The organism is Umezawaea endophytica (genome assembly GCF_025061645.1).
GTDB lineage: Bacteria > Actinomycetota > Actinomycetes > Mycobacteriales > Pseudonocardiaceae > Umezawaea > Umezawaea endophytica.
On sequence record NZ_JANYMP010000013.1, the window covers coordinates 80,115 to 103,001 of the forward strand.

General features: G+C 70.6%; 19 protein-coding genes. 8 read left to right on the top strand and 11 right to left on the bottom strand.

The annotated features are described in order from the left end of the window. Nucleotides 1-57 precede the first annotated feature (57 nt). The 6 genes from dnaE to NZH93_RS25930 all read left to right on the top strand — a co-directional run bounded on the left by dnaE (nucleotide 58) and on the right by NZH93_RS25930 (nucleotide 8,655). Entirely contained in the window at nucleotides 58-3,621 is a 3,564-nt protein-coding gene (gene dnaE / locus NZH93_RS25905) for a DNA polymerase III subunit alpha (protein WP_259625800.1), read from the top strand. A 129-nt stretch (nucleotides 3,622-3,750) separates the two neighbouring features. Next, on the top strand, nucleotides 3,751-4,761 hold the full coding sequence (locus NZH93_RS25910) for a protein kinase family protein (RefSeq protein ID WP_259625801.1): 1,011 nt from the start codon (nucleotides 3,751-3,753) through the stop codon (nucleotides 4,759-4,761). A 2-nt stretch (nucleotides 4,762-4,763) separates the two neighbouring features. Beyond that, entirely contained in the window at nucleotides 4,764-5,750 is a 987-nt protein-coding gene (locus NZH93_RS25915) for a hypothetical protein (protein ID WP_259625802.1), read from the top strand. Nucleotide 5,751: 1 nt separating this feature from the next. Beyond that, nucleotides 5,752-7,014 (top strand): adenylosuccinate synthetase, encoded by a 1,263-nt coding sequence (locus NZH93_RS25920; RefSeq protein ID WP_259625803.1) that lies wholly within the window; start codon nucleotides 5,752-5,754, stop codon nucleotides 7,012-7,014. Between the two features lie 19 nt (nucleotides 7,015-7,033). Continuing rightward, complete coding sequence (locus NZH93_RS25925; RefSeq protein WP_259625804.1) at nucleotides 7,034-7,669, top strand: NUDIX hydrolase; 636 nt, start codon at nucleotides 7,034-7,036, stop codon at nucleotides 7,667-7,669. A gap of 83 nt (nucleotides 7,670-7,752) precedes the next feature. Continuing rightward, on the top strand, nucleotides 7,753-8,655 hold the full coding sequence (locus NZH93_RS25930) for a DUF4231 domain-containing protein (RefSeq protein WP_259625805.1): 903 nt from the start codon (nucleotides 7,753-7,755) through the stop codon (nucleotides 8,653-8,655). Here the strand turns inward: NZH93_RS25930 and NZH93_RS25935 are convergent. Further along, a complete protein-coding gene (locus tag NZH93_RS25935) occupies nucleotides 8,638-9,540 on the bottom strand; it encodes a phosphotransferase family protein (RefSeq protein ID WP_259625806.1) in 903 nt (300 codons plus the stop codon). The genes NZH93_RS25930 and NZH93_RS25935 overlap by 18 nt on opposite strands. 254 nt (nucleotides 9,541-9,794) lie before the next feature. On the opposite strand from NZH93_RS25935, the gene NZH93_RS25940 reads away from it, so the two are divergent. Next, entirely contained in the window at nucleotides 9,795-11,363 is a 1,569-nt protein-coding gene (locus NZH93_RS25940) for a S8 family peptidase (RefSeq protein ID WP_259625807.1), read from the top strand. Between the two features lie 44 nt (nucleotides 11,364-11,407). On the opposite strand, the gene NZH93_RS25945 is transcribed toward NZH93_RS25940, so the two are convergent. Genes NZH93_RS25945 through NZH93_RS25965 form a run of 5 tightly spaced genes read right to left on the bottom strand, consistent with a single transcriptional unit; the run spans nucleotide 11,408 to nucleotide 14,596 of the window. Beyond that, entirely contained in the window at nucleotides 11,408-12,013 is a 606-nt protein-coding gene (locus tag NZH93_RS25945) for a hypothetical protein (RefSeq protein WP_259625808.1), read from the bottom strand. A gap of 7 nt (nucleotides 12,014-12,020) precedes the next feature. Further along, nucleotides 12,021-12,689, bottom strand: coding sequence for a hypothetical protein (locus NZH93_RS25950; RefSeq protein ID WP_259625809.1), 669 nt, complete (start codon nucleotides 12,687-12,689; stop codon nucleotides 12,021-12,023). After that, nucleotides 12,686-13,825 (bottom strand): WXG100 family type VII secretion target, encoded by a 1,140-nt coding sequence (locus tag NZH93_RS25955; protein WP_259625810.1) that lies wholly within the window; start codon nucleotides 13,823-13,825, stop codon nucleotides 12,686-12,688. The genes NZH93_RS25950 and NZH93_RS25955 overlap by 4 nt, the downstream gene beginning before the upstream one ends. Continuing rightward, the gene (locus NZH93_RS25960; protein WP_259625811.1) at nucleotides 13,822-14,136 is read right to left on the bottom strand and encodes a hypothetical protein; all 315 of its coding nucleotides are present in this window, start codon (nucleotides 14,134-14,136) and stop codon (nucleotides 13,822-13,824) included. Before NZH93_RS25960 ends, NZH93_RS25955 begins: the two co-directional genes overlap by 4 nt. 10 nt (nucleotides 14,137-14,146) lie before the next feature. After that, entirely contained in the window at nucleotides 14,147-14,596 is a 450-nt protein-coding gene (locus NZH93_RS25965) for a YbaB/EbfC family nucleoid-associated protein (protein WP_259625812.1), read from the bottom strand. 128 nt (nucleotides 14,597-14,724) lie between these two features. Here NZH93_RS25965 and NZH93_RS25970 point away from each other — a divergent pair, with 128 nt between their 5' ends. Then, nucleotides 14,725-16,248: an alkaline phosphatase D family protein gene (locus NZH93_RS25970; RefSeq protein ID WP_259625813.1), complete on the top strand. Its 1,524-nt coding sequence runs from the start codon at nucleotides 14,725-14,727 to the stop codon at nucleotides 16,246-16,248. A gap of 259 nt (nucleotides 16,249-16,507) precedes the next feature. Here NZH93_RS25970 and NZH93_RS25975 read toward each other — a convergent pair whose 3' ends face one another. The 5 genes from NZH93_RS25975 to NZH93_RS25995 form a co-directional block, all read right to left on the bottom strand. Then, nucleotides 16,508-18,583 carry a phage holin family protein gene (locus tag NZH93_RS25975; protein ID WP_259625814.1) on the bottom strand — a complete coding sequence of 692 codons (2,076 nt, stop codon included), beginning with the start codon at nucleotides 18,581-18,583 and terminating at the stop codon, nucleotides 16,508-16,510. Further along, a complete protein-coding gene (locus NZH93_RS25980; protein ID WP_308214239.1) occupies nucleotides 18,580-19,170 on the bottom strand; it encodes a DedA family protein in 591 nt (196 codons plus the stop codon). Before NZH93_RS25980 ends, NZH93_RS25975 begins: the two co-directional genes overlap by 4 nt. After that, the gene (locus tag NZH93_RS25985; protein ID WP_259625815.1) at nucleotides 19,167-19,970 is read right to left on the bottom strand and encodes an MBL fold metallo-hydrolase; all 804 of its coding nucleotides are present in this window, start codon (nucleotides 19,968-19,970) and stop codon (nucleotides 19,167-19,169) included. The genes NZH93_RS25980 and NZH93_RS25985 overlap by 4 nt, the downstream gene beginning before the upstream one ends. A gap of 61 nt (nucleotides 19,971-20,031) precedes the next feature. Then, nucleotides 20,032-20,508: a (2Fe-2S)-binding protein gene (locus NZH93_RS25990; RefSeq protein WP_259625816.1), complete on the bottom strand. Its 477-nt coding sequence runs from the start codon at nucleotides 20,506-20,508 to the stop codon at nucleotides 20,032-20,034. A gap of 11 nt (nucleotides 20,509-20,519) precedes the next feature. Further along, nucleotides 20,520-22,844 (bottom strand): molybdopterin cofactor-binding domain-containing protein, encoded by a 2,325-nt coding sequence (locus NZH93_RS25995; RefSeq protein WP_259625817.1) that lies wholly within the window; start codon nucleotides 22,842-22,844, stop codon nucleotides 20,520-20,522. Between the last annotated feature and the right edge of the window lie 43 nt (nucleotides 22,845-22,887).

Sequence of the window (22,887 nt, forward strand, 5' to 3'; positions counted from 1 at the left end):
CCCGGTCCGTGCTGAGCCCGCGCACCGGACGACCAAGAACCTCGGGAGGCCCTCACCGTGTCCGGCGATTCGTTCGTCCACCTGCACGTCCACACCGAGTACTCGATGCTCGACGGCGCGGCGAAGGTGGCCCCGCTGTTCGAGGAGGCTCAGCGGCTGGGCATGCCCGCGGTCGGCATGACGGACCACGGCAACATGTACGGGGCCGACGAGTTCTACCAGACGGCCACGAAGTTCGGGATCAAGCCGATCATCGGCATCGAGGCCTACGTGGCGCCGCACAACCGCCTGCACAAGAAGCCGGTGTTCTGGGGCGACCCCGGTCAGCGCTCCGACGACCTCGCCGGTGCGGGCGCGTACACCCACATGACGATGCTCGCGGGCAACGCGACAGGCCTGCGGAACCTGTTCAAGCTGCACACGCGGGCCAGCATGGAGGGCTACTACCGCAAGCCCCGGATGGACCGCGAGCTGATCGCCGAGCACGCCGAGGGCATCATCGCCACGACCGGCTGCCCGTCCGGCGAGGTGCAGACCCGGCTGCGGCTCGGCCACGAGGCCGAGGCGATCCAGGCCGCCTCGGACTACCGCGACATCTTCGGCGCCGAGAACTTCTACCTCGAACTCATGGACCACGGCCTGAGCATCGAGCGGCGGGTCCGCGAGGGCCTGCTCATGATCGGCAAGAAGCTCGGCATCCCGCCGCTGGCGACGAACGACAGCCACTACGTGACCAAGGAGCAGGCGAGCACGCACGAGGCGCTGCTCTGCGTGCAGTCCGGCAAGATGCTGTCCGACCCGGCGCGGTTCAAGTTCGACGGCGACGGCTACTACCTGAAGTCGGCGCAGGACATGCGCGAGCTGTGGGACGCCGAGGTGCCGGGCGCGACGGACTCGACCCTGGTGATCGCCGAGCGCGTCGAGTCGTACGAGGACGTCTGGGCCCACCACGACCGCATCCCGAACTTCGACGTCCCCGACGGCGAGACGCAGGAGTCGTGGTTCCGCCACGAGGTGATGGCCGGTCTGGAGCGCCGGTTCCCGAACGGCATCCCGGACGGCTACGTCGAGCGCGCCGAGTTCGAGCTCAAGGTCATCATCGACAAGGGCTTCCCCGCGTACTTCCTCATCGTCGGCGACCTCATCCGCCACGCGCGCGACATCGGCATCCGGGTCGGCCCCGGCCGCGGGTCCGCCGCGGGCGCGCTGGTCGCGTACGCGATGGGCATCACGAACATCGACCCGATCCCCCACGGCCTGCTGTTCGAGCGGTTCCTGAACCCCGAGCGCACCGCCATGCCCGACATCGACATCGACTTCGACGACCGCCGTCGGGGCGAGATGATCAGGTACGCGTCGGACAAGTACGGCAACGACCGGGTCGCCCAGGTGATCACGTTCGGCACCATTAAGACCAAGGCGGCGCTGAAGGACTCGGCGCGCGTGCACTTCGGCCAGCCGGGCTTCGGCATCGCCGACCGCATCTCCAAGGCGCTGCCGCCACCGATCATGGCGAAGGACATCCCGCTCTACGGCATCGTCGACAAGAGCCACCCGCGCTACGGCGAGGCCGCCGAGGTCCGGGCGCTGGTCGAGACCGACGAGCAGGTCAAGACGATCTTCGACACGGCTCGCGGCCTGGAGGGCCTGATCCGCAACGCGGGCGTCCACGCCTGCGCGGTGATCATGTCGCGCGACCCGCTGTCGGACTCCGTGCCGCTGTGGATGCGCGACGACGGCTCCATCATCACCGGCTGGGACTACCCGTCCTGCGAGAACATCGGCCTGTTGAAGATGGACTTCCTCGGCCTGCGCAACCTCACGGTCATGGGCGACGCCATCGACAACATCGAGGCGAACCGGGGCAAGGAGACCATCCCGGACTTCGACAACCTCGCGCTGGACGACCCCGAGACCTACGCGCTGCTCAGCCGCGGTGACACGCTCGGCGTGTTCCAGCTCGACGGCGGGCCCATGCGCGACCTGCTGCGCCGGATGCAGCCGACGGCGTTCGAGGACATCGTCGCGGTCGGCGCGCTGTACCGCCCCGGTCCGATGGGCATGAACGCGCACAACGACTACGCGGACCGCAAGAACGGCCGCCAGGAGGTGACGCCGATCCACCCGGAGCTGGCGGAGCCCCTGAAGGACATCCTGGGCGAGACCTACGGTCTGATCGTCTACCAGGAACAGATCATGTTCATCGCCCAGAAGGTCGCGAACTACTCGATGGGTCGAGCGGACGTGCTCCGCAAGGCGATGGGCAAGAAGAAGGCCGAGGTGCTGGCCAAGGAGTTCGAGGGCTTCCGCGACGGCATGCGGAACCACGAGCTGAAGTTCTCCGACGAGGCCATCAAAGCCCTGTGGGACACCATCCTCCCGTTCGCGGGCTACGCGTTCAACAAGTCGCACGCCGCCGCGTACGGGCTGATCTCGTACTGGACCGCCTACCTCAAGGCGAACTTCCGCGCGGAGTACATGGCCGCGCTGCTGACCTCGGTGGCGGACAACAAGGACAAGTCGGCCGTCTACCTCGCCGAGTGCCGCCGCCTGGGCATCAAGGTGCTGCCGCCGGACGTCAACGAGTCCGCGCTGCGCTTCGGTGCGGTCGGCACGGACATCCGCTTCGGCCTGGGCGCCATCCGCAACGTCGGCGCGAACGTGGTCGACTCGATCGTCGCCACCCGGCAGAAACGCGGCTCCTACGGGTCGTTCACGGACTTCATGGACAAGTCCGAACTGGTGGTGTGCAACAAGAGGGTCGTCGAGTCGCTGATCAAGGCGGGCGCGTTCGACTCGTTCGACCACACGCGACTCTCGCTGATCCAGGTGCACGAGGACGCGGTCGACATCGTCGTCCCGATCAAGCGCAAGGAGGCGGACGGCCAGTTCGACCTCTTCGGCGGCGGTGACGACGACGGCGAGAAGGACGACGACAGCTCGGCACTGGCGCACCTCAAGATCAGCACCGAGGAGTGGCCGCGCAAGCAGATGCTCTCGCTGGAGAAGGAGATGCTGGGCCTGTACGTGTCGGCCCACCCGCTGGACGGCACCGAGCGGATCCTGCGCAAGTACGCGCCGCGCCCGATCGCCGTCGTGCTGGACGACCCGCCCAAGGAGGGCGAGCTGATCGTCTCCGGGATGATCTCCGCGATGGAGCGCCGGGTCAACAAGAACGGCGAGCCGTGGGCGATCGTGACGATCGAGGACCTGGACGCGGCCGTGGAGGTCCTGTTCTTCCCCAAGTCGTACTCCGTCCTCTACGGCGACCTGGAACTCGACTCGGCGGTGTGCGTCAAGGGCCGGGTGAACTGGCGCGAGGACAAGATGTCCATCTTCGGCAGCGACGTCGTGCCGCTGGACATCTCCGACGCCGAGAACAACCCCGGTGTCGCCCCGCCGATCGTCCTGGGCCTGAGCACCAAGACCCTGACGCCGGAACTGGTCGAGGAGCTGAAGCAGACGCTCGCCTCGCACACGGGCGACGTGCCGGTGCACCTCAACGTGCAGCGCCGCGACCGCACCAAGGAGCTGTACGTGGTGGACAACTTCCGCGTGGCCACCACGCCGTCCTTCTTCGGTGACCTCAAGACGCTGCCGGGTGTCCTGATCGAACGCTAGCCCCGGTCGAAGGCGCCGCACCCGAGGTCGGGGTGCGGCGCCTTCGTCGTTTTCGGACGATCCAGCGGCGTGGGTCACACCGTCGACAAAATAGTTGCACCCTGGGTTTGAGTTACATAGACTCAAACCATGTTCACGAGGGCAGAGGCGCTGGAGCGGGTGGAGTCGGCCGGATCGGCCGCGGGGCTCTTCGGGCCTCCCACCGGCGATCCGGCCAAGCGCAAGGAGGCGCGGCGGCTGTACCGGGCGCTGGCCTCGGTCCTGCACCCGGACGTGACCGGTGCGGGGGACGTGCGGGCGCACGCGGCGTCCGCGGAACTGACCAGGATGCACCACGAGTGGACGCACGGGACGACCGTCGAGCTGCGCACCGCGACCGGCACCTACCGGATCGGCGAACCGTTCGCCGTCGGCAGCGTGGCGAACGTGTACGAGTCCGACGGCCCGCACGTGGTCAAGGTGGTGCGCAACCCGGCGCTGAACCCGTTGCTGCACGGCGAGTGGGACGCGCTGCGGGCGTTGGAGCGGTTCACCAACCAGAACCGCTGGCTCCAGCCCTACTACCCGCGACTGCTCGACACCTCCGGTGATGTCGGCCGGGGCGAGCGGGCGTTCACGGTGCTCGACCCGCTGGTCGACGGGTTCGTGACGCTGGCCGACGTGCGGCGGGCGTTCCCGCACGGGCTGGACGGGCGCGACTACGCGTGGATGCACCGCAGGCTGCTCAAGGCACTGGCCGGAGCGCACCGGATCGGCCTGGTGCACGGGGCCGTCACCGCCGAGAACGTGCTGGTGCACCCCGAGAAGCACGGGATCGTGCTGGCCGGGTGGTCGTTCGCCGTCGAGGCGGGACAACGGCTCCTCGCCACCAGCAAGACCATCACCTACCCGCCGGAGGTCCACACCGGACAGCCGGTCACCACCGCCACCGACGTCCACATGGCGCACACGCTGATGCTGGACCTGCTGGCGCCGAACGAGAAGCGGCAGATCACGTTCGCCCGCGGGTGCGTCCAGGACCGGCCGTCCCGACGACCGGACGCCGTCGACCTGCTCGGCGAGTACGACGACCTGCTCGAAGACCTCTACGGCAAGCGGGTTTTCCGCCCGTTCGCCCTCCCGAACCAGACAGGAGCCTGACCATGGGACACGGACGTTGGGACGACAACGCCTACGCGGCGGCCAAGACCTTCCGCGCGGCCAAGGGGATCGCCGACTTCGGCTACACCGCGGCGACGAAGGGCAAGCCGTCGTCGAGCTGGAAGGCCGCTCCCTCGATGGACCCGCTGAACGTGGCGGCCCGCGAGTGCCGCGACTCACCGGACCACGCCGACTCGACGCCGATCGCGGTGCTGTTCGACGTGACCGGGTCGATGGGCAGCGTCCCGAAGATCATGCAGGGCAAGCTCGGCAAGCTGCACGGCCTGTTGCAGCGCAAGGGCTACCTGGCCGACCCGCAGCTCATGTTCGGCGGGATCGGTGACGCCGACAGCGACCGCGTGCCGCTCCAGGTCGGCCAGTTCGAGTCGGACAACCGGATGGACGACCAGCTCCGCGACATCTTCCTGGAGGGCAACGGGGGCGGGCAGAAGAGCGAGTCCTACGAGCTGGCCGCGTACTTCGTGGCCCGGCACGTGGTCACCGACGCGTGGCAGAAGCGCGGCCGCAAGGGTTACCTGTTCCTCATCGGCGACGAGCTGAACAAGCCCCGGCTGGAGGCGCGGCACATCCGCCGGATCATCGGCGACGACATCGCGCAGGACATCGACCCCGTGTCGGTGTACCGCGAACTGGCCCGCAAGTGGAACGTCTACTTCATCCTGCCCAACCAGTCGTCGTACTACAACGACGACGCGATCGGCGAGCACTGGCGCCAGATCCTCGGCCAGAACTTCCTCAAGCTGGACGACCCCGGCGCGGTGTGCGAGCTGATCGCGGCGACGATCGGCGTGGAGGAGCGCGTGGTCGACCTGGACCAGGCGCTGGTGGACCTGGCCGAGATCGGGTCGGTCGCCGAGAGCAGGGCGGTCGGCAAGGCGCTGGTCTCGGTCGGTGCGAACGCGAGGTCGCTGACGAAGTCGGCCGCCCCGCTGGGCATCGACGGCCCCGACGACGTGGCGCTGAGCTGACGTGAGCACCGGGGAGCACGTGGTCGTCGTCGGGTTGGGGTTCGGCGACGAGGGCAAGGGAGCGGTGGTCGACGCGCTGTGCGCGGACGGCTCGGTGTCGACGGTGGTGCGGTTCAACGGGGGTGCCCAGGCCGCGCACAACGTGGTCGTGGGCGGGAAGCACCACACGTTCAGCCAGTTCGGGTCCGGCACGCTCGCGGGTGTGCCGACCTGGCTGTCCCGCCACGTGCTGGTGGAGCCGATCGCGCTGGCGGCGGAGTCGCGGGAGCTGGCGGCGCTCGGCGTCGACGACCCGTTGGGGCTGGTGTCGATCGACGCCGACGCGCTGCTCACGACCCCGTTCCACGTCGCCGCGAACCGGGCGAGGGAGGACGCCAGGGGTGTCGACCGGCACGGGTCGTGCGGCAAGGGGATCGGCGAGACGGCCTGGTACGCGCTGCTCGCCGAGCGGGGGGCCGCGCCGGGCGACGTGGTGGAGGGCCAGGAGGTGCCGGGCCCGCCCGGCCCGGCACCGACGGTGGGCGACTGCGCGAACCCGGTCGCGTTGCGGCGCAAGCTCGACGTGCTCGCCCGGTGCTACGAGCCGCTGATCGGGGACGGCGTCGCCGTCGACGACCTGGTGGTGCTCTACCGGGCGTTCGCGGACGCCGTGCGGATCACGACCGGTGACGAGGCGGGTCGGCTGGCCGACGCCGGACGGCTGGTCTTCGAGGGCGCGCAAGGGGTTCTCCTCGACGAGACGCACGGCTTCCACCCGCACACCACGTGGTCCACGGTCACGCCGCGCAACGCGAGGGCGCTGCTCGCGGGCCGGGCCGCGCGGGTGCTGGGCGTGACGCGGACCTACCAGACGCGGCACGGCGCGGGCCCGCTGCCGACCGAGGACCGCGGTGTCGCGGACCGGTTCGCCGAACGCCACAACGGCACCGGCGAGTACCAGGGCGCGTGGCGGGCGGGCCACCTGGACACCGTGCTGCTGCGGTACGCCGTGGCCGCGTGCGGCGGCGTCGACGGCCTCGCCGTGACGCACCTGGACGCGCGGGACCTGATGGCCGCCACGTCCTACCGGACCGCCGCGGGCGGGCTCACCGAACTGGGGCCCCGCCCGGACCTCACGGAGTTCGTGGCGGGCTGCGAGCCGGTCCTGGAGGCGCTGGCCGACCCGGTGGGGTCGCTGGAGGACCTGCTCGGCGTCCCGGTGCTCGTCACCGGCTCGGGCCCCGCCCGGACCGACTACGCCGTGCGGACCCCGGTCCGCCACTGAGGTGCGGGAGAATCCCACCATGATCGAGTCGACGCTGGTCTCGGTGGACGTGGTCGTGCTGCGGTTCGACCAGACCGCGCGCGCGGTGCTCCTGGGGGTAGCACCGCGCGCGCTGGCCCCGTTCGCGGGCGACCTGGCACTGCCGGGTGTGCTGCTGGGCAAGGGCGAACGCTTGCGCGACGCGTCCCGGCGGGCCGTCACCGGCAAGCTGGGCGTGCCGGACGGGGCCGTGACCGCGACCGGCCAGCTCGCGATGTTCGACGAGCCGTCCCGCGACCCCCGCGGCCCGACGCTGTCGATCGCCCTGTGGGCCACCGTCGACCCCGCCCGCCTGGACGACGGCGGCCCCACGTGGACGCCGCTGGCCACCGTGCCGCCCCTGGCGTTCGACCACAACAGGATCGTCGCGGACTGCCGTCCCCTGCTGGCCGACAAGCTGTGGCGCGACACGGCGTTCACCGCCGGTCTGCTGGGCCAGGAGTTCACCACCGCGCAAGCGCTCGACGTCACCGAGTCCCTCACCGGCGACCGGCCCTACCCGGCCAACCTCGGCCGCACGATGGACCGCGTCCCCGGCCTCGAACGCACCGCCCAGCACGCCGCCGCCCTGCCGAAGGGCGGCCGTCCGCCGCTGGTGTGGCGGTGGAACCCCTAGCCCGGTTCAAGATCCGCGAGCCGTCGGCGCCCGTTAGGATCCCGAGCGAGTTCCCAGCGACGTCCCGTCAGGAAGGCGCGCGAATGGCCACACCGGTCGAAGGCCTGGAAGACGCCCACCTGCCGGGGTTGTTCGACTCGGCGGACAGGACGTCGCTGCTGGGGCAGAAGCAGTACGGGCGCACCGTGAAGCTCAGCCTCGTCTTCGCCGTCGTCGCCGCGGCCACGGGGATCTTCTCCTGGAAGGTCGGCGCGACCGGGATCGACTTCGCCGCGATCGGCACCGCGGCCGCGCTGGTCGCCATCCTCCTGCTCGAGGTCACGGTGAACTCCAGCAGGCCCGAGGACCGCTGGTACGACGGCCGCGCGCTCGCCGAGTCCGCCAAGAGCCTCGCGTGGCGCTTCAGCGTCGGCGCCCTCCCGTTCCCGATGGGGGAAGACGAGGCCAAGGCCGAGCAGCGGTTCGTCGACCAGGTGTCGCGCCTGCTCGAAGACGCCCCGACGACGGCCATACCGCCGTCGGACCGGCCGGTGATCACCGAGCGGATGTCGGCGATCCGGGCGAGCGACCTGGCCACCCGCAAGGCCGTCTACCTGGAGTCCCGGATCGCCGACCAGCAGAGGTGGTACTCCGGCAAGGCCGCGTTCAACGGCAAGCGCGCGGGCCAGTACCGGGTGGCGCTGGTCGTCATCGAACTGCTGGGCATCGGCGCGGCACTGGCGAAGGCGTTCGGCTACGTCAGCCTGGACCTCGCGGGGGTCGTCGCCGCGGTCATCGCCGCGGGGACGGCGTGGATGAACCTCAAGCAGTTCTCCACCCTCGCCCGCGCCTACTCGTTCGCGGCGGCGGAACTGACCATCGCCCGCGCCCGCCTCGAACGCGTCGAGGACGAGGCGACGTGGTCCGCCGAGGTCGCCGATTCGGAGGAAGCCGTGAGCCGGGAGCACACCATGTGGCGCGCCTCCCGGTCACGGGCGTCGAGCTAGCCACTCCTCGACCTGGCGGGCGTACTGCGGCGCCCATTCCGGGGACCAGCGCAGGAAGTAGACGTGCATGGACAGCGCGTGCAGCACGTGCCCGAGGTCGATCCGCCACTCCCAGTCGTCCGGCACCGGGCACGCCGCCGCGTAGAACTCCAGGAAGACGGCCCGGCCCGCCGGGAACGCGTCGAAGACGTGCTCGTCGAGCTTGCCGAAGTCGCGGAACCGGTCCGCGTGCACCGCGTGCTCGAAGTCCAGGACGCAGGTGATCCGCCCATCGCGCACCAGCAGGTTCGGCAGCCACAGGTCGCCGTGCACCAGCGCCGGGACGCTCGCCGAGTCGTCCAGCCGCGCCACCGCCGCCGTGATCGCGGTCCGCACGGCCGCGCCGTCGCCGAACGCGTCGGTTCGACCGAGCAGCGACCCCACCTCCGCCTCGACCGACTCCCGCAGCGTCGCCGCGCCACCATCGCCGAACGTCGACCCCTTGATGCCGTGCACCAGCCCGACGACGTCGCCGAGGTCCCGGCACAGCACCTTCCGCCGCTCCTCGTCGAGCGACTCCCACACGTCCCCCGCCGCGTCGCCCTCCTGGAACTCCTGGACGAGCACGGGCCCGTCGACCGCCGGGTCGTGCTCCACCAGACGCCGGTACCGCACCACGGGGACTCCGTGCTCGGCGGCCAGCCGCGTGGTGGCGACCAACCGCCGGAAGTGCTCGGGGTCCCGGTTCCGCAGCGGCACCTTGACCAGCAGCGCGCCCTGGTCCGTGTCCGCGACCCACTGGTCGCTCGTGTACCCCGCGTCGAGCGGCCGCAACGCCTCCACGCGCACGTCGGGACACGCCCGTTCCAGTACCTGCCGGATCGTGGTCTCGGTCTCCGCCGCCATCGTTCGGGATCCCCCTCCTGCGCCGGGGATCGACCCTACCGGCGAAGGCTTCGGCTTCCCGCACAGCGGTGATCGGCGTCCGCTTCACCCGCCTGGCAAGGGGTTTTCCCGCCGCGCACGGCCGACAGGACGTCCCGCCGCGGCGCCGGGTGGTCCGACTGGCCCCTGGCGAGATCCGCGAATCCCCTGCCACGCTCTGGTGCCGCCGCGACCGAAGACCCGTGCAGATTCGTCCGCCCACTGGAGGAATTCACATGACGTCATCCCCTGCCCACCGGCGATTAGCCGTTCTCGGCGCCGCCGTCCTCACGCTGTCCGTCGTCACCGCGGGCCCCGCTTCCGCGGCCCCGGAGGGCACGGTCGGCCAGGCGGTCGGCGCGACCGCGGTGCCGGACCGGTACGTGGTGGTGCTCAAGGACACCGCCACCGCGAAGTCCGAGACCCGGCAGACCGCGGACGGGCTCGCGAAGCGCTACGGCGGCACGGTCCAGGTGACGTGGCGGCACGCGCTGCGGGGGTTCGCGATCAGCACGAGCGCGGCGAACGCGCGCAAGCTCGCCGCCGACCCGGCCGTCGCGTCGGTCAGCCAGGACGCGGAGGTGCACGCGGTCGACACCCAGCCGAACCCGCCGTCGTGGGGCCTGGACCGGATCGACCAGCGGGACCTGCCGCTGAACGCCAGCTTCACCTACCCGACGACCGCGGCGAACGTGCGCGCGTACATCATCGACACCGGCATCCGCACGACGCACAGCACGTTCGGCGGGCGGGCGACCTGGGGTTTCAACGCGGTCGACACGAACAACACCGACTGCAACGGCCACGGCACGCACGTCGCGGGCACCGTCGGCGGCGCCGAGTACGGCGTGGCGAAGTCGGTGCGGCTGGTCGCGGTCAAGGTGTTGAACTGCGCGGGTTCCGGCACGTTCGCCCAGGTGATCACCGGCGTCGACTGGGTCACCGCCAACGCCGTGAAGCCCGCCGTCGCGAACATGAGCCTCGGGGGCACCGCCTCCGCCGCCACCGCGCCGCTGGAAGCGGCCGTCCGCGCGTCCATCGCCAGCGGCGTCACCTACGCCGTCGCGTCGGGCAACTCCAACTCCAACGCCTGCGGGTTCAGCCCCGCGCTGGTCGCCGAGGCGATCACGGTCAACGCCTCCGACATCACCGACCGGCGGGCGTCGTTCTCCAACTACGGCACCTGCACCGACCTGTTCGCGCCGGGCGTGAACATCACGTCGGCGTGGATCGGCAGCGACAGCGCCACGAACACCATCAGCGGCACGTCGATGGCCAGCCCGCACACGGCCGGCGTCGCGGCCGTCTACCTGGCCACCCACCCCGGTGACACACCCGCGGCCGTGCAGAGCGCGCTGATCGCGGACTCGACGCCCGACCGGATCACCGATCCCGGCCCCGGCTCGCCGAACCGCCTGCTGTACCTGGGTTCCGGCCCCGGCGGTCCGTCCACCGTGGACGTCTCGCGCTACTACAACGGCCGCGACCACCTGACCTCGACCACGGGCGCCCCCGGCGGCTACACCCGTGAGGGCAGCCTCGGCCGCGCGTACTCGACGCAGGTCGCGGGCACCCACCCGCTCTACCAGTGCCGCGTCGGCTCCGACTACTTCACCTCGGTCGACGCGGGGTGCGAGGGTCAGGTCGGGGCGGGCGTGATCGGGTACTTCCTCGACAGCGCCACGGACACGAGCGGCCCGATCCGCCGCTGCATCGTGCACGGCAGCGGTGACCACATGGACTCCAGCGACCTCAACTGCGAGGGCCAGATCATCGAGGGCATCCTCGGCTACACCCTGCGCTGACCCCTTCGGACACCGTGGGCGGGTTTCGGGGCCCGCCCACGGTGTCAGAGGTTGGCGTAGGCCGTGACGACCGACTGCTCGGCGTTGGCGTCGCGGAAGTCGAACGCCGAACCGTCGGTGAACTCGACGCGCACGAACCACTCCGGCCTGACCTGCCTGCCCAGCGGCACGGCGCGGAACCTCGCGGTCACCGGCGACTCCCACCACGTGACCAGCGGTGGCGTTTCCCGGCCCTGGCCGAGGATCCGCACCCGGCCCCGCAGTCCGGCCACCGGCGCGGGTTCGGTGAACGCTCCCTCGACGACGAGCGCGAGGCGTCGGTTGCTCAGCAGCAGCCAGCACTCGTCCCGACCGACGGCGAAGAGGTCCGCCCAGGTACCCGCGGTCGCGGAACCCGTCGCCCAGCCCCACATCGCCGGGTCGTGCACCCACTCGTCCCGCCGGAACCGGCCGCTGCCAACGGCTTCCGTCGGCAGCGGCCAGTCCGGTTCCGGCACGACGACGGAGGGAACCCGTCCACCGGGCTGGTGCGGCGCCCCGGTCGCGGAACCGACGTGCCCCTGGGCGTTGACCGCCCAGACGATCTGCTCGCCCGCGCCCGCCCAGTGCTTCTGGGCGATCTCGGCCAGCTTCGTCCTGCTCTTCGGCACTGACCCCTCACCTCTGGCCGTTGGCCATGTCGAGCAGCCGCCGCGCGTGCTCGGGCTCGGGCCCACCGACGAACTCCACACCCGACCCGTCCGCCAACGTCACCCTGAGCACGTGCACCGTCCGGGTGGAGTAGTCGTACGGCAACTTGCGCTCCGCCGTGGTGACCGACGCGATCATCCCGCGCGGCGCCTCCACGACCGGCACGACGTCAACCGTCTCGATCGGACGGTGCGCGGGGTACGGGCTCCTGCCGGCCAACGAGTCCCGCGCGTTCTTGGCGAACCCCTTGACCTGATCGAAGAAGGACCCCTCCGGTTCGGGCTCCGGCAGCTCTTCGACGGTCCTCACCCAGGCGAGCCGACGCTGGGTCAGCACGCACCACAGCAGAGCGGTGTCAGGCAGGTCCGCGAACACCGAGGCGGAGCCGAACACCACGAGCGACGGCGCCGATTGCCCCTGCTCGCGCGGACCACCGGCCGCCACCGCCGCGGTCGCCGTTCCCAACGCCCGCAACGCCTTCCCGCCCAGCCCGCGTTCGGTCTTGCCGAACCAGTCCAGCCCGGCGACGTCGAACCCGATGCCCGCGCGACCGCTCGACGCGCACAGCAGCACGTCCTCGTCCGGCAGGCACCAGGACGTCCGCAGCGCGAGGACGCCGTCGAGCTTGGGCGTCACCAGTCGAACCCGCGGTCCTGGGCGGCTCGGCGCTCCTCTTCGGACGGTGCGTTGCGAGCGGCCTGGTCGGCGGCCTGCGCGCCGAACTTGATCCCGCCGTCCACCGCCGTGTCCGCGCCCGCGCTGAAGACCGCGCCACCGACCCTGGTCTGCCCGCCCAGCGCGCCGGTCAGCACGGTCTGGGCGATGTTGCCCGCCAGCGCGCCCTCGCCCGTCACGCCCTGCATGAACCGGTTGGCCGTGGTCGAGGCGAGCGTCGTGCCGTCCGCCCTGGTCACGATGTTGACCAGCGGGTTGGCCCCGAGCTGCCTGCCCGCGAACTGCTGGGCCATGTTGCCGCCGCGCAGGGTGTTCATCCGCTGGATGACCTGGCGCAGCGGGCCGCGCACGACGCGTTCCAGCAGCTTCTCCAGCTTCTGCACCAGCTTGAACAACTGCATCTGCAACTTGCTCACCCGCATGGTGATCCGCATGCCCGTGCTGCCGACCTGCACCGTCGTCGTCGCGCCCGCCGCGGCGACGGAGCCGCCCGCCGTGATCCACGACGCGGCCAGCGCCGCCAGCCACTGGACGATCAAGCCGATGATCAGCTCGGTGAGGATCTGGATCACGAACTCGACGAACATGTCGAACAGCTCGGCGATCATGTCGAGGGTCTGCTTCAGCCCCCGGACGTCCTCGGCGAGCGCGGACACACCGCCGCTGAACTCGCCGACCTGCTTGCGGAACGCGTCACCCGCCTCGCCGACCCACAGCCCGGCCGTGGCCTCGCCGCGCTTCGCCTCGGACTCCGCGACCCCGTCCAGCCACTGGGCGACCTCCTCCCAGCCCTGACCGGTCGCGCGCATCTGCTCCGGGTCGCCGATCGCCCACTCGGCCAGCTCGATCAGCGGGCTCAGCACGATGGACACCAGGAAGCCCAGCCCGTTGTCCATCAGGGCCTGGCCGGGGCTCGCCAGCGTCTGGAGGAGTTCCAGCCTGCCGGAGACCGTGGCCGCCGTCATCTGCGGCGCGGTCGTGGCGTCGGCGAGGTCCTGCATCGCGCCGACGCCGGAGCTGCCGCGGCCCGCGGCCTGCTCGAACCAGTTCTTCCGGTCGCCGTCGTTGAGGTCGGCGAACGTGCCGGGGGCGCTCACTTCCCGCCACCGATCTGGCCAAACGCGTCGGCCACACCGGTGTCGATCCCGCGGTACACCTCGAAGCTCGCGTCGAGCTGTTCGCCGGTCTGCTTGAGGAAGTCCCTGGCGTCGTTGGCCAGCGTCCGGCACTCGTCGAGGCTGGAGAAGTAACCGCTGCTCAGCCCGACCGCGTCCCCGATGGGCCCGAAGCACTGGTCGTCCACCCGCGCCTGCTCCAGCAGGCCCGCCAGAGCCCCGAACTTCTCCGCCAGGCTGTCGCTGCCACGGGCGAAGGCGGTCAGCGCCTCCGGCATCACCTGGAAAGTCACGTGCGTCCCCCTAGGACAAGAACGAGTTGGGCGGTTCCTCGTCTCCGACGTCGATCTTCGGTGGACGGTTCCCCTGAGGTGGCGCGGCCGGGGCGGGCGCGGCGGACGGCATGATCGGCTCGACGCCGGAGGCCGCCATGCCCTGCTTGAACTCCGCGAGCCGGTCCCCCAGGATCGGCGCGACGGCGGCGTCGAGCTGCTGCGCGGCGTTCTGCGTGGCCAGCCGGATCGCGTCGAGGATCTCCTGCTGCAACGCCACGTGCGACCGGTCCATCGCGCCGGGCAGCAACTGGAGCCCCAGCACCGCCCCGGACGGCGCGGTCGTCACCGTGACGGACCCGTCCCGGTTCCGGCCGGTCCCCCGCAGGTCCTTCATCACCTGCTGGAGCTCGGCGGCCTTGCCCGCCTGCTCCTGGAAGGACTTCATCATGCTCTGCAACCGCTCTTGCCGGTCGACCACGCAACTCACCCCAAGAAGATCGACTCTGGTCGGTGCCAACACCGTACAACGAGGCCACGCCCGTCCGTGGCGGTTCACCTCACACCACCCCGACCGAACCGCCGAGCCCGCTGAACCGTATTGAAGGCATGAGCCCCGTCACACGCCGCACCCTGCTCGTCGGCGGCCTGGCCCTGACGACGCTGAGCGCGGCGTCGTCACGCCCGGTGGACCCGTTCACGCTCGGCGTGGCCTCGGGCGACCCGACGCCCGACAGCGTGCTCCTGTGGACCCGCCTGGCCCCCGTTCCACTGGCCGAGGACGGCTCGGGCGGCATGCCGCCACGACCGGTGGAGGTCGCGTGGGAACTCGCGCACGACGACCGGTTCCGCCACATCGCCCGACGCGGCACCGAGTGGGCCAGACCGGAACTGGGCCACAGCGTCCACGTGGACGTCACCGGCCTCTCCCCCGGCCGCGAGTACTTCTACCGCTTCGCCACCAACAACCACCTCTCCCGCACCGGCCGCACCCGCACGACACCACAACCGTGGACCCTGACCACCCCGCTGACCATGGCCTTCGCCTCGTGCGCCCAGTACGAACACGGCTACTTCACCGCGTACCGACGACTGGCCGAGGACGAACCGGACCTGGTGCTGCACCTGGGCGACTACCAGTACGAGTACGAATCGGGCGTCCACGTGGCCCCCAACGGCAACGTCCGCGGCGTGGAAGGCCCCAGAACCGTCACCTTGGCCAACTACCGCCAGCGCTACGCGCAGTACAAATCGGACGCCGACCTCCAAGCGGCACACGCGGTGGCCCCGTGGTCGGTCGTCTGGGACGACCACGAGATCGACGACAACTGGGCAGGCGAGATCTACGGAAAGCCGGAGAAGCCACAACCCGACTTCATGACGAGGCGCAAGGCCGCTTTCCAGGCCTACTACGAGAACATGCCGATCCGCCAAGCACCACGAGGCGTGGGCCTACAGCTCTACCGACGCGTCCACTGGGGCCAACTGGCCACCTTCCACATGCTGGACACCCGCCAGTACCGCGACGACCAGGCGTGCGGCGACGGCATAAAACCCTGCGACGAACGCCTGAACCCCACCAGGACCATCCTCGGACCAGACCAGGAATCCTGGCTGCTCAAGGGTTTCCAGGACTCGACAGCAAGATGGGACGTACTGGGCCAACAGGTGTTCTTCTCCCAGTACGACCACACCAGCGGCCCCGTACAGGAAACCAACCTCGACGCCTGGGACGGCTACGCAGCAGACCGCGACCGCGTGGTCACCGGCTTCAAGGACACCAGGAACGCGGTAGTACTGACCGGCGACGTACACGCCTCCTGGGGAGTCGACATCAAGGAACGATGGGACGACCCAACTTCAAGAACAGTAGCCACCGAGCTAGCAGGAAGCTCCATCACCTCAGGCGGCGACGGCTCAGAGGACTACCCGGAAACACCACAGTGGCTAGCAGAAAACCCACACATCAAGTACTTCAACAACCGCAGAGGCTACGTACGAACACACCTAACCCCCACCACCTTCCAAGCAGACTTCAGAGGCCTGAACCACGTCTCCACCCCCGGCGCAACAGCAACCACCAAAGCAACTTTCCTAATAGAAGACCGCAACCCAGGCCTAAACCGCCTTTAAAGCAACCCGCACCCCACCCACCGCCACGACCCCACCCACCGCCACGACCCCACCCACCCGACCCGACACACAACTCCCCCGCCGCCCCGATCCGAAGCGCCCTCATCGCCGAACTTGTTTGTCAAGGCATCTTTCCCGCCTTGACAAACAAGTTCGGCGATGGAGACAATCGCGCGAGCGGGGTGTCGGGGGCCCACCCCCAACACACCCCCCGATGCGAAGCGAGCCACCCCCACCGCGCCGCAGCCACCCCCCACCGTCACCTCGCCGCAGCCTCCCTCCCCACCGGCTCCGGATGCCCCAGATACGTCAACCACCCCCGCACCACCCGATGCAAAGCCTCAGCCCCCACGATCTCCCCAGGCGCGGGCAAATCCGCCGGGTACACCAAGAACCCCCGCGACTGCCCCCCTCCCAACCCCCCGTGCGACCCCACGTGCACCTCAAACGGTGAAGCATCATCCGTAACCGCGCTATACCGCGAATTGATCAACAAATCCGGACAGTGCAAGAACCCATCAGTCCTCCGGATCAACGCAGCCGCGTGTTCCCCATACCCAGCAAGCGGATCCTCCCCCCGAACCTCCCCACTCTCCAGCCACAACACCCCATCCCGCCCCAACACCACCGGCCCATCACCACTCCTGACCAATACAAACCCCACCCCAGGATGATCGACCAGAGCTGGCAACAACTCCGGGAACTCCGCCTCGACGGTCTCCAACCCCACCCGCCCGCCATGCTCGGTGAACGACACCATCGCCACATGCCCGGACACCACCACGACAACCCCCGGAGCCACCCTCGCCACCGCCCCAGGACCCCCCTCCGGAGTCCGATGACGATCAGACGTCCCAGCCCTCACCCGCAACGCCCGACCGATCGGCCCACCAGCCTCCGCCAAGGCAGCGTCCAACTGCCACCCATTGGCCGGCCCCGCCTTCTCCCGACCTTCCCGCCCCTCCCCACCCCCAGACGCCCCACCACACAACCGCCCCACCAACGCCTCAACCGACTCCCCGAACCGATCCGCGAACGCCCACCCCTGCGTAACCCCGTGATCCGACAACACCACCAACCGGTACCTCCGAGGCGCCAACCGAGCCGCGCGGTGCAACCTCCCGATCTGCTGGTCGATCGCCCGCACCACCGCCAACGCGTCGTACCGCTCGATCCCCGTGTGGTGCGCGACCTCGTCGTACCCGAGGAAGTCCGCGTACACCACCGGCCGCCCGGCCAACATGTCCCCGATGATCGACGACACCACCAGGTCCCGCGTGATCACCGTCGTCGCGGCACGGGCGAACGGGTACACCCCACCGCGCTTCACCCTGGGCCGCACCCCGGCCCGCCGCTGCCGCACCGAGGCCGTCACCTCCCGCAGGACGTCCACGACAGCGGCTCCGACGGTCCGCACCAGGTTCACCGGGTTGGCGAAGTACACGTAGTACCCGGCCGCGTTGCGCGACCGCCCCCGCCGAGCGGGCGTGAGCAGCGGCACCGCGCTCATCGTCATGCTGGTGTGGTCGGCGTCCCCGGTGAACAGCCCGCTGCGCGCGGCCCCTCCCCCGGCCAGCAGCCCGCGCCCGTCCGAGTGCCGCCTCTCGATCTCCGCCGCGTCGGCCGGGTGCGCGCACGCCATCACGTGGTCGCGGTCCTTCTCGTACCAGCGGAACCCGAGGATGTCCTCGTTCGACCCGTGCAGCAGCCCGCACACGCTCGCCCCGGTCTGCGAACTCCAGTCGCAGTGCCAGTCCGTCACCACGTGGCTGCCCTCGACCAGCCACCCGGCCATCGTGGGCAGGTCCCCGTCGCGCACGGCCCGGCGCACCGTGTCGTACCCGAGCCCGTCGATCTGGAGCAGCAACACTCCCGGCGGTTCGGACTCGTCACCGCCGCCCGCCCGGCGGAACCGCCGCGCGGCCCGGCGGAAGAACAACTCGTCCTCGTCGATCGCCAGCACGCTGCTCACCAGCGCGCCGACGGCCGACACCGCCACCACGACCAGCACGGCCGTGCGCAGGTTCGCGACCACCACCCCCGGCACCACGAACGACAGCGCCAACAGTCCCGCGCCCAGCAGCAGGAACGACCCGATCCCCAGCGTGAACACCGCGACCGGCAGCGCCACGCGCAGCACCAGCGGCCACACGACCGCGCTCAGCACGCCGTAGAGCAGCGCGAACACTGTCGGCTGCCACCACTCCGGCAGCGCGAAGTCGGCGAGCATCCCGTCCAGCACGTGCAGCACGACGGCGACGAGCACCCACACCAGGAACAGCCGCGCGACGACCCGTCCGCCCCGCAGCAGCCGTCCGCTCTCCTCCTCCGTCACGACGGCCTCCGCTCTCGGCGTTTCGCGACCAGCGCCGACACGGCGGTGACGACGAGCACCAGGACGGTCGCGATCACCGTGGCCACGACGGGGTGGTCGAACAGGCCGCCGCTGACCACGCCGAGCGCCGAGTAGGCCACCGACCACAGCAGGCACGCCCCGGCCGCTGCGGGCACCAGGCGGCGCCACGGGTAGCCGAGCGCGCCCGCGGCCAGCAGCGCCGGGATGCGGCCCGCGGGCACCATCCGGCCGATCACGACCACCTGCCACCCGCGCGCGGCGAACTTCTCGCGCGCCGACTCCAGCCTCTCCGCCGACTGGCGCCGGGAGAACCAGCGCACCACCGCCGTCCGCCCACCGCTAGCGGCCGCGAACGTCACCAGGTCGCCGATCAGCGAGCCGATGGTCGCCACCAGCACCACCCACACCAGGTCCAGCCGGTCCGTGCTCGTGGCGATGGCCGCGGCGGCCCCCACCACCGCACCCGTCGGCACGACCGGCACCACCGATCCCAGCAGCACCCCGCCGAACAGCACCGGGTACCCGATGCTCGACGGGTCGGCCCAGTCCACCGCCAGCGCGGTCACCCGACCTCACCCCGGCGCAACGCCACGTCCGTCCCCGGCTCGGTGACCAGCACCCGAGTGGCCGAGCCCGCCTCACGCACCGCGGCGGCGAACTCCCGCGGCGGATCCACCAGCAGCCGCCTCATCCGCGCACCGACCCGGCCGGGCGCCTTCACCAGCCCCGGCAGCGCCAACGTCCCCCAGTGCACCGGCACGGCGACCCGCGGCCGCAGCACCCGCACCGCCTCGGCCGCCCGTTCCGGCGTGAGGTGCCCAGGCCCCAGCGTCGGCCCCCACCCCCACACCGGCAGCAGGGCGACGTCCACGTCGGCCAGCGCGCTCATCCCGTCGAACAGGTCCGTGTCCCCGGCCGCGTACACCCGCACCCCGCCGCCCTCGATGACGTGCCCCATGGCCACCGCCTGCGGCCCGCGCGTCGACCGCGGCCCCCACCGATGCCCGGAGTGCTCGGCCGCCACTCCAACGACCCGCAGGTCCCCGTCCACCAACTCCTCACCGGGCGCCAACTCCTCCACCCGCCGAATCCCCCTGGCCCGCAACCACGCCCCGGCCCCGCGCGGCACGACCACCCGGACATGACCACCCAGCAGCCGCAACGACGGCAGGTGCAGGTGATCACCGTGCAGGTGCGACAACAGCACCAGGTCGACGTCCGCCCGATCACCGGCGGTGCACGACGGAGCCACCCGACTCAACACCGACACCCGATCGGTCAACACCGGATCGGTGAGCACCACCCGCCCGGCCAACTCCACGCGCACGGTGGAGTGCCCGACGAACCGCAGACCAAGACCGTTCACGCCCGCCAGTATCACCGCCGCCGACGATCACGGCCGGGCGTGACGACCACGGGGACTCGGCTCACATGCGGTCGGCGCCCTTCCTGATCGCGGTGCGGATGCGGGAGTACGTGCCGCAGCGGCAGATGTTGCGGAGGCCGTCGAGGTCGGCGTCGGTGATCTGCCTGCCCTCGGCCTTGGTCTTGCGGACCAGTGCCACGGCGGCCATGATCTGGCCCGGCTGGCAGTAGCCGCACTGCGACACGTCCTCCTCCAGCCACGCCTCCTGCATCGGGTGCAGGTCGCGGCCGACGGTCGCGGGCAGGCCCTCGATGGTGGTGATCTCGTCGGATTCCTTGATCTTCGAGACGGGCACCGAGCAGGGGTTGAAGGCCTTGCCGTTGATGTGGGACGTGCAGGACTTGCAGACGTTCAGGCCGCAGCCGTACTTCGGGCCGGTGACGCCGAGGATGTCGCGCAGCACCCACAGGAGCCGCACGTCGTCGGCGACCTCCACCGTCACCCTGCTGCCGTTGAGAACGAAAGTGTGCTGTGACAAGGGAAGGCTCCTCAGAACGCGCTGTCGAGGCCGTTGGTCGGCGAGGCGGGCGTTGACGGCTGGAGCGGGAACGGCTCGAAGCCGAGTTCGCCGTGGTTGATCGGGAACGTGGTCGGCGTCGTGCCGGTCGCCCTGGCGTACGCGCAGGCGACGGCGGCGAACGACGGCGCCACGGCGATCTCACCGGCGCCGCTGGGGGTCCCGGTCGTCGGCGGCAGGACGACCACCCGCACGTCCGGCGGTGTGTTCCACTGCCGGGTGTAGAAGTAGTTGTCCCAGCTACCTTCCAGCGGGATGCCGTCCTTGATGTGCAGGCTCGACGTGAGCGCCAGTGCGATGCCGTCGTTGAGCCCGCCGATCATCTGCGCCTCCAGCCCGCGCGGGTTGAGCGGCAGGCCCGCGTCGATCACGATCGTCGCCTTCGTGACGCGCGGACCCGTGACGCCGTCGGAGATAGGCCGGTTCACGGTCTCCGGGCGGCAGTCGACCTCCACGAGCACCGCGACCGCGCCGCGGTACTCGGCGTGCAGCCCGATCCCCTGCGCCACTCCCTTCGGCAGCGGCCGCCCCCACCGGCCTTCGACGACGACCTCCTCCATCACCGCGCGCAGCCGGTCGTCCTTGAGGAACTCGCGGCGGAACGCGACGGGGTCCTTGCCCAGCTTCGCCGCCAGCTTGTCGACGACCAGCTCCTGCGCGCAGACCACGTTCGGCGAGTAGATGTTGCGCATGCTGCCGGTGTTGAACTTCAGCGGGATCTCGTTGAGCAACTGCGTGACGACGCCGAAGTTGTACGGCACGGACTGGCTGAGCAGGAAGATCGTCTGGGCGAAGGTGTAGTTGCCCGCGATCGGCAGCTCCGCGGCGGTCGACGTGATCATCTCGCCGAGGCCGTGGCTGAAGCTGGTCTCCGAGCTGGTGTGCCGCTGCTCGTAGGTCAGCACGTTGCCCAGCAGGTGCGTGGCGCGCACCCGTGACACGCACATCGGGTGCGCGCGGCCCTGGCGGAAGTCGTCGGTGCGGGACCACGACAGCTTGACCGGCTTGCCCATCTTCTGCGAGATCTCCGCGGCCTCCGCGGCGACGTCGTGGAACAGGTGCCTGCCGAACGAGCCGCCGCCGGTCACGACGTGGACGACGACCTTGTCCACGGGCAGGCCGAGCTGCCGCGCGATGTCCTGCCGCGCGATGTCCTGCCGCGCGTCGATCGGGACCTTCAGCGTGGACCAGATCTCCGCGCGGTCGGGCCGCACGTCGGCGATGGCGTTGTCCGGTTCCAGCGGCGCGTTGCTGGCGAACGCGAAGGTGAACTCAGCCTCCACGGACAGCGCGCCCAGCGGTGGCACGGCGAGCGGCAGCCGCGCCTTCCTCAGCTTCGCGAGCACGGTCGCGTCCGACTCGCCGTCGACCGTGCCTGGGTTCCAGTCCACGTCCAGCGCCCGCAGCCCGTCGACGCACTGGCCGAACGTCTCGCCGCGCACGGCGACCCCGTACCTGATCACGGCGACGTCGGTGATGCCCGGCATCGCCTTGACGGCGTCCGCGTTGCGCACGGCCCTCACCGTGCCGTTGATCGTCGGCGGCCTGCGCACCATGCAGGGCTTGGCGCCCGGCACCTGGATGTCCATGCCGAACCGCTTGCGGCCGGTGACGATGTCGAGCGCGTCGATCCGGTTCTGCGGCTTGCCGAGCACCCGGAAGTCCTCGACGGCCTTGAGGGACACGGAGACCTGGACCGTGCGGTCGCTCGCCGCGACTTTCGCCAGCGAGCCGTAGGTCGCGGACTTCCCGCTGCGGTGCGAGAGCACGCCGTCCCGCGTGGCGACCTCGTCCTCCGGCACGTCCCACCGCGCGGCGGCCGTGCGGACGAGCTGCTGCCGGGCGAGGGCGGACGCGGTCCGGACGGGGGTGAAGATGCTCCGTACCGAGTTGGAGCCGCCGGTGAGCTGGTTCATCAGCAGTTCGGGGCGGGCGTCGGCGAGGGTGATCCGCACCTTGTCGATCGGCAGGTCCAGTTCCTCGGCGATCATCATGGCGACCGCGGTAGTGATGCCCTGGCCGACTTCGGTGCGGTGCAGCGCGAACGACGCCGTGCCGTCCTCGTCGACCTGCACGCTGATCAGTCCGGACGTGGGCAGCGCGGCCAGGTTTTGCAGGTCGCCGAGGTCGAAGAGGTCCTCGGGCTGGGGCAGCGACGGGATGGACGCCTCGGCCTCGTCGGCGCCGAGGGCGGCGTCGGCCCACGTCACCCCGACGGCGAGCGTCGGGGCGGCGAGCAGGTAGCCGAGGAAGCGGCGGCGGGTCGGGTCTTCCGGCGAACGACGGTGTTCGGCCATGGGTGTTCCTCGCAGGCGCACTCTGAGTGGTGGTGTGGTGGCG

Coding starts and splice junctions, on each gene's coding strand:
- NZH93_RS25940 (WP_259625807.1), top strand. CDS start 9,795: ATGACGTCATCCCCTGCCCACCGGCGATTAGCCGTTCTCGGCGCCGCC.
- NZH93_RS25995 (WP_259625817.1), bottom strand. CDS start 22,844: ATGGCCGAACACCGTCGTTCGCCGGAAGACCCGACCCGCCGCCGCTTC.
- NZH93_RS25970 (WP_259625813.1), top strand. CDS start 14,725: ATGAGCCCCGTCACACGCCGCACCCTGCTCGTCGGCGGCCTGGCCCTG.
- NZH93_RS25915 (WP_259625802.1), top strand. CDS start 4,764: ATGGGACACGGACGTTGGGACGACAACGCCTACGCGGCGGCCAAGACC.
- NZH93_RS25910 (WP_259625801.1), top strand. CDS start 3,751: ATGTTCACGAGGGCAGAGGCGCTGGAGCGGGTGGAGTCGGCCGGATCG.
- NZH93_RS25935 (WP_259625806.1), bottom strand. CDS start 9,540: ATGGCGGCGGAGACCGAGACCACGATCCGGCAGGTACTGGAACGGGCG.
- NZH93_RS25930 (WP_259625805.1), top strand. CDS start 7,753: ATGGCCACACCGGTCGAAGGCCTGGAAGACGCCCACCTGCCGGGGTTG.
- NZH93_RS25925 (WP_259625804.1), top strand. CDS start 7,034: ATGATCGAGTCGACGCTGGTCTCGGTGGACGTGGTCGTGCTGCGGTTC.